At 40.8% G+C, this 7,563-nt stretch carries 6 protein-coding genes; all 6 read left to right on the top strand.

Annotated features, from left to right (window positions below):
- Window positions 1-753 (top strand): DUF4097 family beta strand repeat-containing protein (locus ABZB17_RS17925; RefSeq protein ID WP_372652171.1); only part of this gene is annotated, 753 nt, incomplete at its 5' end.
- Between the two features lie 340 nt (window positions 754-1,093).
- Window positions 1,094-3,469, top strand: a complete 2,376-nt coding sequence (locus tag ABZB17_RS17920; protein ID WP_372652169.1) for an ABC transporter permease — start codon at window positions 1,094-1,096, stop codon at window positions 3,467-3,469.
- Window positions 3,470-3,486: 17 nt separating this feature from the next.
- On the top strand, window positions 3,487-5,904 hold the full coding sequence (locus ABZB17_RS17915; protein WP_372652167.1) for an ABC transporter permease: 2,418 nt from the start codon (window positions 3,487-3,489) through the stop codon (window positions 5,902-5,904).
- Window positions 5,905-5,959: 55 nt separating this feature from the next.
- Entirely contained in the window at window positions 5,960-6,328 is a 369-nt protein-coding gene (locus ABZB17_RS17910) for a GxxExxY protein (protein ID WP_372652165.1), read from the top strand.
- Between the two features lie 57 nt (window positions 6,329-6,385).
- Window positions 6,386-7,051: an ABC transporter ATP-binding protein gene (locus ABZB17_RS17905; protein ID WP_372652163.1), complete on the top strand. Its 666-nt coding sequence runs from the start codon at window positions 6,386-6,388 to the stop codon at window positions 7,049-7,051.
- 131 nt (window positions 7,052-7,182) lie between these two features.
- On the top strand, window positions 7,183-7,563 hold a 381-nt coding region (locus ABZB17_RS17900), incomplete at its 3' end, for a hypothetical protein (protein ID WP_372652161.1).

Below are 7,563 nucleotides of genomic sequence, written 5' to 3'. Positions count from 1 at the left end.
TTGGATGAGGTTTTAGACGATTTCGATATCGATTTCTCAAAGAGCGGATCTACAATTACTGCAATTGTGAAACGCAAGGGGCAGATGAATTTCTGGAGAAACAATGTGGGTATTTCGCTAACCATTATCGTTCCCGAAGAAATGTCGTGCGATGTATCATCAAGCGGCGGTGGCCTGAAAATTTCGGGCGTAAAAGGAACACATGATTTCTCAAGTAGCGGCGGTGGCGTAAAACTGGAAGATACAAGCGGTAGCACAAAAGCCAGCTCATCGGGCGGCGGTGTTCACGTATACAAACATAAGGGAGATATTAAACTGAGTTCGAGTGGCGGTGGCGTAACGCTTGAAAAAGCAAAAGGAAGTGTCTATGCACGCAGTTCTGGTGGCAGTGTAAAACTCGAAGAGATTAACGGCGACGTGGATGCCAGTAGCAGTGGTGGCGGTGTGTATGTGCAGGGTGAAGCAGGGATGGTTAAGGCTAAATCGAGTGGCGGATCTGTTAAGGTCAATATTAGCAATCTAAGCGATGAGTTATACCTGCAATCCAGCGGCGGTGGTGTTTCTGCGGTTATTCATGGTGGCGAGAAAATGGGCCTCGATCTTGATTTGCGTTCAGGCAGAGTGAATATCGAGCTCCATAACTTTAACGGTACTTCCGAAAAGGACCGTGTAAAAGGTAAGATGAACGGTGGTGGAATACCGGTTTATGCTCACGCTTCAGGAGGTAACGTGAACATCAGTTACGAGGATTAGATCTCGTTTCCTTCTGTAAAAATTAAAAGTAATAGTGAGGATTTCACTTTAAGTGAAGTCCTCATTGTTTTTTGTTATCCAGGAGATCTTATCTGAAAGAATTCGCACAAAACGCATAAGACCGTGATCTGCAACAGCGCAAATCTGTAAAATCTGTGTAATCAGCGTTCTGATGTTTGTGACAAGTAATTATACAGTTTTTGTCAAAAAAATTTACACAATAAAAATCGTATGTTTGGTAAGTGGTTAGAATTCAGTCGTTAGTATTTAAGGCACAAGAGTTGGTTAATAAACTGACGAACAAAACTACCGGCAAATACCGGATCTTAAATACCAATAAATGTACAATCTGAAAATTACGCTACGACGCCTTTTTAAAGACAAGGCTTTTTCGCTGATCAACATTTTTGGATTGGTGATTGGTATTTCGTCTTTCCTGGTTTTGTTTATTCACGTATCAAACGAAAAAAGCTTTGATAGACATTTTACCGGGCACCAGAATATTTACCGTGCAACCTCGGTTCCCGGCGGGCTCGATAATGCGGCTTGGGCGCGTAGTATGGGAATTGTTTATGCCGCTTCTGAAGCAATTCCGGAAGTTGAGTTAGCCACGCAGTTTTCGCATTGCGAAGAGGGGATCATTAAAATGGGCGAAACCTCAATTGCGCAAAAGGATATTATGTCGGTTGACAAGGCATTTATGGAGCTATTTGAGGTAGTGCCTGTGGTTGGTGACTTGTCAGAAATTTCGAAACCCAATACCGTTTTTGTTACCGAAGATTTTGCCCGGAAATATTACGGCAACCTGAATCCTGTTGGGCAAACTATAAAAATTGAAGCATTACAATATACAAGGGATCTGGGCGATTATGAAATTCGGGGAGTGGTAAAAAATACACATCCAAAAACTCATTTCAGGTACGAATTACTGATCTCTCAAAAAGGAGGACTGCAGGAACGTTTTGCTTCGTTGCCCGACCGAAAGATACAGTGGACATATAACTATTTCAAACTTCAGAAAGACGTAGATCCAAAGCTCGTAGCTGAGAAGGTAGCTGCTTATTACGATAACAGCAGTCTGAAAACAACACGTGGCCCCCAGGAATACGATTTTTCGCTGTTCCCGATGGATAATATTCACTTAAATTCGGATTATCGTTTTGAGCTGCGCGAAAGTTCAAGCAAAATAAATATTGGTTTGTTTATTCTTATTTCGTTTGTCATTCTAACGATCTCGTTGTTGAATTTCACCAACCTTTCAATTGCTAAGTTGATTAAACGATCAAAAGAGCTGGGCCTGAAAAAATCGATAGGAGCCACGAAACTTCAGTTGGTTAGGCAAGTTTTAATGGAAGTGTTTTTGGTTTGTACGATGGCCATTGGCATTTCATTACTGGCAATTGAAAGTTTAAAGCCAATCATTAACCGTTTGTTCGAGATTGAATTCGCTATTTATTTTTCAGAGCCGGTAGTATATCTTACCATTATTGGAGTTTTAATCACTTGTCTACTGATCACTGCCTTTTTTGTGGCGGTATTTTTACTGGCGCACAGTTCAGCCATCGATATTTTGGCGGGGCGTAACAACTTTTCGGGCAGTTATGTGCTGAAATCTTTGCTGGTTGTGCAGGTGACGATTGTGATTATTCTTGTTTCAGGAACCTTGTTGGTAAATAAGCAGATCAGTTTTGTTTTAAATAAACCATTGGGTTTCGATAAGGAAAATGTGGTTGTGCTCTACCTGAAGGATTTTTCGAAGAATCCCGCTGTTTTTGCCCGCGAACTGGAAAAACAAAGCCAGGTAGTTTCAGTAGGAATGACGGCACAACATTTTGGTTATCCGGCACAGGGAATGAATTTGGAAGGACTTGGAATTGAGGGTACTGCTGAATTTGTTTTTGCCAACTACGACTACCTCAAAACCATGAATATTAAGCTTATACATAACTGGATAAAACCGGATGCCGATACCGTGCGGGGAATGGTGATAAACAATCATTTGTACCAACGATTGATGGAGAAACACGGAAGTATGGATAATCTTATAGCTTATTCAAATGCACAACCCTTAGGACCGGGAGAAACACGCATTAATTTTGTCGGGGTTGCTGAAGATTTTAATTACAGCTCGGCACACGAAAGTATTGGCGACTTTGCGTTTTGGCTGGATGAAGGCGGGTCAAGAGCACGTTTTACCCATGTGCGGATTAACAACCTGCATGCCGGTATGGAAGCCATAAAAAATACATGGAATGAATATTACCCCAACCAGGAACCCGACTACTTTTTTATCGATGAAAAAATTGCTCAACAATATAAGGCAGAAACCATTTTAAGTCGAATCCTTTTTGCTTTTTCAACCATCGGAATACTTATTAGTGTTATTGGAATCAGTGCGTTGGCCTTGTTTATTTCGCAACAACGAACCAAAGAAATCGGTATCCGAAAAGTAAATGGTGCAACCGTCTCAGAAATACTGGGGTTGTTGAATCAGAGTTTTGTAAAATGGGTGTTAATTGCATTTGTTATTGCTACTCCGCTTTCTTTTTTTGCTATGAGTAAGTGGCTCGAGAATTTTGCTTACAAAACCAATGTGAGCTGGTGGATTTTTGCACTGGCCGGAATAATGGCATTGGGAATTGCATTGCTCACCGTTAGCTGGCACAGCTGGCGTGCTGCGACACGAAATCCGGTTGATAGTTTGAGATATGAATAATAAAGGTTTATTAAAATATGTTTAGAAATTACCTGAAAGTAGCACTTCGTAGCTTGTTGAAAAACAGTCTTTTCACTTTTATAAATATCACCGGTTTGGTAATTGGCATGGTAGTGGCCCTGCTCATTTTTAACTATGTGAGTTTCGAGCGCAGTTACGACTCGATGCATGAAAATGCGGATCGCATCTATCGTGTGGAAAGTAAATTTTACGAAGGCGAAACACTCACCGACGACTGGGCAACGGCATCGTTTGGTTATGCCAGTGCCATGAAAGAAAACATTCCCGGCATACAGGATTATGTGCGAATTGCCATTAACAGCACCGAACAAATGGTAAGTTACGAAGAGGAGAAATCGCGCGAGAATACCGTTGTTGTTACCGAGCCTTCTTTCTTTTCCATTTTCTCGTTTTCGTTGATTGATGGCGATGCGTCAACAGCATTAAGCAGTCCGAATAAGGTAGTTATTTCGCAACTGGCAGCCCATAAGTTTTTCAAGAATGAAAATCCGCTGGGTAAAATTTTAAAATTCAGAACACTGAACCAGGCTTATGAATGTGAAGTAAGCGGTGTACTGGAAGATATCCCGGGCAACAGCCATTTTAATTTCGATTATTTTGTGTCGTGGGATACACAACCCGACTGGATTAAGAATTTCTGGTACCTGCACGAAACCTACTCGTATGTGCAGCTGGAACCCGGTATTTCGCCCGCAAGCATTGAAAAAGCTTTTCCGGAAATGGCAGAAAAGTTCAAAACCGAAGATGCGTTAAAAAATAAAACCTGGGCCATTGAATTACAACCGTTGGCTGAGATCCATCTGACACCGCAAAAACAGTACGAACGCGAGGCCAAAGGAAATGCAAAGGCCGTAAAAGCCCTGGTCCTGATTGCGCTGGCAATTCTTCTCATCGCCTGGATAAATTACATCAATCTTACCACATCGCGCTCGTTGGAGCGTGCCCGCGAAGTGGGGGTGAGGAAGGTGTCGGGGGCACAGAAAAAGCAACTGATCATCCAGTTTTTAATCGAATCAACACTGGTAAATGTTATTGCCCTGGCTGTTTCAATCGGATTGTTCCTGATGCTCATTCCGTCATTTAATTCATTTATCGGCAAAAACATTGGCTTTTCAATTTTGTACATGCCGCGTTTTTGGGTGTTAATCACATTGTTTCTTTTAACGGGTATCGTTCTTTCAGGGGTGTATCCATCGCTGGTGCTTTCGAATGTAAAACCTGCAATTATATTAAAAGGAAAATACCTGAACTCACAACGTGCAGGCATGGTACGAAAAGGTTTGGTGGTTTTTCAGTTTGTGGCGTCACTGGTTTTAATTTGCGGAACCCTGGTCGTTTATGCGCAGCTAAAATACATGCAGAATCAGCCGCTTGGTATAAACATCGACAAAACTTTAGTGGTTAAATTCCCGGCACAAACTCCTAATTTAATGGAGAAAGTGATGAGTTTTAAACGCCAGTTAAAAGAGTTGCCTGATGTAAAAAATGTGACGATTTCAAACGCGGTACCGGGAATGGAAGTGGCCTTTTTTGCATCGAATCGTTTGTATGAAGATGCCGCCAAACAAAACCGATTGTACGAAATGCAAACGGTTGATTACGACTTTATGGATACATACGGAATGAATATTCTGGAAGGAAGAGGTTTTGACAAAACATTTACCAACGACATAAAAAAGGTTATTCTGAACGAAGAAACGGTGAAACAGCTGGGTTTTGCAAGCAATGCCGATGCCATTGATCAGAAGGTTTTAATTGAGACAGTGGCAGAACCTTACCAGGTAATTGGTGTGGTTGAGAATTACCATCAACAATCTCTGAATAAAGCTTATACGCCGATAATGATGATCATGTACAACAGCATCGGATGGTTGCCACCTAAATATTTATCCGTAAAAATTGCTGGAGTTGATGTTGCTTCTGCTTCGGGAAAAGTAAACGAAATCTGGAATCAGTTTTTCCCCGAATCAACTTTTGATTATTTCTTTTCCGATCAGTTTTATAAAGCTCAGTATTCACTTGATCGGAAGTTTGCTACCATTTTTGGGCTGTTTGCACTGATGGCCATTTTTATCGCTTGTTTGGGATTATGGGCACTGGCCCTGTTTGCCGGATTAATTCGCAAAAAGGAAATGGGTGTCCGAAAAGCTTTGGGAGCCTCAACGCCGAGTTTGTTTTATAACCTTTCCAGCGAGTTTATCTATCTAACATTGTATTCGGCAATTTTAGGTATTCCGTTAGCCTTTTTTATAATGAATGAGTGGCTGAAATCGTATGCATTCAGGACAGAAATGAATTGGTGGTTTTTTGCTTTACCTATTATGGTACTGGTGTCAATCGCATCGTTAATCGTTAGCTATCAAACACTAAAAACAGCCCATTCAAGTGCGGTGGAAAGTTTGAAGTATGAGTAAAAGTGTCGGAATCAGGATGTGCAGGATTTAAGGATAAACACGATTTGAAAAAGAGATGATAGATGATGAGCTGACATACAAAATTATTGGTTGTGCAATGAAGGTGCACAACACTCTGGGGAATGGATTCCAAGAGGTAATTTATCAAAGATGCCTGGCTATTGAATTAGACAATGCAGGAATCGCGTATCAGCGTGAACAAGAAATGCCCATTTATTACGAAGAGTACGAAGTTGGTAAGCGTAGAGCAGATTTTATAATTGAAGAGAAAGTTATGGTTGAATTAAAAGCAATAATTAGTCTTGATGATGTGCATCTCGCTCAAGGTTTAAATTACTTAACAGCATACGATTTAGAAACTGGTTTGCTCATGAATTTTGGTTCTACCAGCCTGCAAACCAAACGACTGTATAAAAAACATTAATCCTGAAAATCTTTAAATCCTGATTATCAGGATTCAGACAATTAATAAGCAATTTTTATGATACAACTAAAAAACATTGACAAGTACTACGACGCAAAGTTTCAGCGAACTTTTGTATTAAAAGGAGTAAACCTTGATATTAATCAAGGTGAATTTGTTTCTATAATGGGGCCCAGTGGTGCCGGTAAATCAACCTTACTGAATATTATTGGTTTTCTGGATGAACCCAACGAAGGCGAGTATTTATTCCTCGATCAGCCGGCCAATAAGTTAAAGGAAAAGCAAAAAGTACAATATCATCGCAGTCATATTGGGTTTATCTTTCAGGCTTTTCACCTTATTGAGGAAATGAATGTATACGAAAACATTGAAACGCCTCTGGTATATCGCGGCGTGAAAGGAAAAGAACGTAAGGCAATGGTTGCCGACATGCTCGACAGGTTTAGTATTGTAGCCAAAAAGGATCTGTTTCCAAGTCAGTTGTCGGGTGGTCAGCAACAACTGGTCGCTATTGCACGAGCCATCGTTGGCAGCCCGAAACTTCTGCTGGCCGACGAACCCACCGGAAACCTGCACAGCGAGCAGGGTCAAATGATAATGGAATTGCTGAAAAAACTGAACGATGAGGGAATGACCATAATCCAGGTTACGCACTCTGAAGAAAATGCAAAATACGGAAACCGTATTGTACGTTTAAAAGATGGTTATTTGAAAGAAGATTAATGAGAAATAACGAAATCAAGTTTCAAATATCTGTCATTTCGAACGTAGTGAGAAATCTGTAACAAGAAATCTGTTACTTTGCAGATCTCTCGTTCATACCTCACTAAAAATGACATCTTAATAAAACACAAATGGTACTGAAAGTTGTATTAAGAAACCTGCAAAAGCATCCCTTTTTAAACCTGGTTAAAATAATCGGACTTGGTCTGGCTTTAACCGGGATAATATTTATCGCACTGTTTCTGAAAAATGAGCTGACCTATGATTCGTATCATCAGAAATCGACTCGCACCTATCGTTATACGATAACAGATCCCGATTTTTTCAGCGGGAAACACTTTGCCCGTATAATCAATCCCGGGTATATTCATGAAATGAGTGATGCGCTTCCGGAGTTGGAAGAATTTGTCCGTTTGCGTCCGGTGCGTGGCGGTTTAATGAAATACGATCAGCGGTACTACAAAGTGGCGCAGGCTTTTGAATGCGACAGTACTTTTTTCAATGTTTTTGAT

It is taken from the genome of Draconibacterium sp. (assembly GCF_041583095.1).
Taxonomy (GTDB): Bacteria; Bacteroidota; Bacteroidia; order Bacteroidales; family Prolixibacteraceae; genus Draconibacterium.
This window is presented reverse-complemented; position numbering and strand designations above follow the sequence as displayed.